This window comes from Stutzerimonas stutzeri (assembly GCF_013522825.1).
Classification (GTDB): domain Bacteria; phylum Pseudomonadota; class Gammaproteobacteria; order Pseudomonadales; family Pseudomonadaceae; genus Stutzerimonas; species Stutzerimonas stutzeri_AK.
In genome coordinates this window covers 1-2000 of record NZ_JAAMQZ010000089.1, presented here as the reverse complement: position 1 = coordinate 2000, position 2000 = coordinate 1, and the positions used below count along the sequence as shown (strand labels likewise).

3 protein-coding genes are annotated in these 2000 nt (G+C 60.5%); all 3 read left to right on the top strand.

Annotation, left to right across the window (positions count from 1 at the left end; genetic code table 11):
- Positions 1-114: 114 nt before the first annotated feature.
- On the top strand, positions 115-870 hold the full coding sequence (locus G7020_RS23680) for a PfkB family carbohydrate kinase (RefSeq protein WP_181087213.1): 756 nt from the start codon (positions 115-117) through the stop codon (positions 868-870).
- On the top strand, positions 867-1472 hold the full coding sequence (locus G7020_RS23675; RefSeq protein ID WP_058410828.1) for a 7-cyano-7-deazaguanine synthase: 606 nt from the start codon (positions 867-869) through the stop codon (positions 1470-1472). Before G7020_RS23680 ends, G7020_RS23675 begins: the two co-directional genes overlap by 4 nt.
- Positions 1450-2000 (top strand): hypothetical protein (locus tag G7020_RS23670; RefSeq protein WP_181087212.1); only part of this gene is annotated, 551 nt, incomplete at its 3' end. The genes G7020_RS23675 and G7020_RS23670, both read left to right, overlap by 23 nt.

The following is a 2000-nucleotide window of genomic DNA, read 5'->3' as shown; positions in this document are numbered from 1 at the left end:
ATGCCACCCCTGCGTCGCTGCGCTCCGACTGCCCGGCCGGATGGCCGTGGAACAGGTGGCCAGATGGCCCTGGAATGCCTGGCCAGATGAGAGCGGACTGGGTGGCCGGATGGCGTGGAATCCGCACATGACAGCAGTGATCTGAGCGCAACTGACTTGGCCCGCGCCCTTGCCAAGTCGCAGCACGCCGAAATCGTCATCATCAAGATGGGCCCAGCCGGCGCACTGCTGTTGCATGAAGATCGGACACACCACATCCCCTCATTCGTGACGCCCAAGGTCTGGAAGGTCGGGTCAGGAGACGTCTTCGTCGCGACCTTTGCCTACTTCTGGATTGAGGAGGCGCTGCCCCCACTGGAAGCGGCGATGCTGGCTTCACGGGCAACCGCCTTTTATTGTGAGTCCCAAGGCTTCGCGTCGAAGGCTGAACTCAGCGCGTACAACCCCGACGCGGCCAGCATGCCGAAGAAGTCGAAAAGCGGTAGAGCCCCTCTGGTATATCTGGCAGGCCCCTTCTTCTCGTTGTCACAGCTTTGGCTGGTCGAAGAAGCGCGGAGTCAGCTCCTGGCGATGGGGCTGAATGTGTTCTCTCCGGTGCATGACGTCGGGCACGGGCCCGCAGAGGAAGTCGTGCATCAGGATCTTGAGGCCATTCATGAGTGCGATCTCATGCTCGCTATCGGTGATGGTCTCGACGCCGGCACGATCTATGAGATCGGCTACGCGCGAGCACTCAAGAAGCCCGTCATCCTGTACGTGGAAAACGAGTCGGAGGAGGATCAGAAAATGATGGCCGGATCCGGCTGTATCATCTCCGATGACTTCGTGACCGCCATTTACCAGACCGCTTGGAAGGCAGCAGAACTATGAAGCGCGCTCTTCTATTGTCAGGTGGCATGGACTCACTCGCCATCGCCTGGTGGCTGCGTCCCGAAGTCGGTATCACGCTGAATTATGGCCAGTTGGCCGCAGAGGCCGAGATCTCCGCCTCCACCACCCTCTGTAAACAGCTCGGTATTGAGCACCATGTCATCTCGATCGATTGCCGCGCTGTCGGCTCCGGCGACATGGCGGGCGGCAAGGCTGATGCACATGCACCTGCAAGTGACTGGTGGCCCTATCGCAATCAGCTGCTCGTCACACTGGCGGCCATGAAGGCAATCAGCCTGGGTGTGAACACGCTCTACCTGGGCACTGTGAAGTCGGATGGCTCACACCGCGACGGCACACCGGAATTCATCGCGGCGATCAACCAGCTGATGGTCATCCAAGAAGGTGAGATGACCGTCGAGGCGCCTGCGATTCATCTGAGCACGTTCGAGTTAGTCAAAGAAGCCAACGTCCCATCCTCAATGCTCGCCTGGGCTCATAGCTGCCACAAATCAAACGTGCCCTGTGGTAACTGCCGAGGCTGCTACAAGTATTTTGAGGTTTGGCACGAGATCGAGCATGGACTGGATCACGCTGAGTAGCCCAACCGTAAGGCCAGAGCCAGGGCACTATCAGCCGTACGCCTGGCCTGATGGCCGTTTTCATGCGTTGCCCGAGGTAGAAGGTGTCCGCGAGCGGGACATCTTCTACCTTCTGGAGAACAGACGCACCAGGCGAACGTTCCAGGCCTTGAGCGATGATCAGTTGAGCCAGCTACTGTGGCGCAGTACACGTACACAAGCCATCGCCGAATCCGACTACGGCTTCGATCTGGAGCTTCGGCCCACCCCATCTGCTGGCGCTATCCACCCCATCCACATCCTGGCCCACCTCCCGGGCGCGGCGAACTGGTGCCGCTACGACAGTCGCCGGCACGGCCTCGTTGCGATACCAGGGTCATTGGAGGCCCTCGCAGGATTGACTGAGCAGTGTCAGCAAACCCTGCTGCGGATTCCACGCCATCCGGCCACCCAGTCCGCTCTCATCTGGCCAGGCATTCCAGGGCCATCTGGCCACCTGTTCCACGGCCATCCGGCCGGGCAGTCGGAGCGCAGCGACGCAGGGGTGGC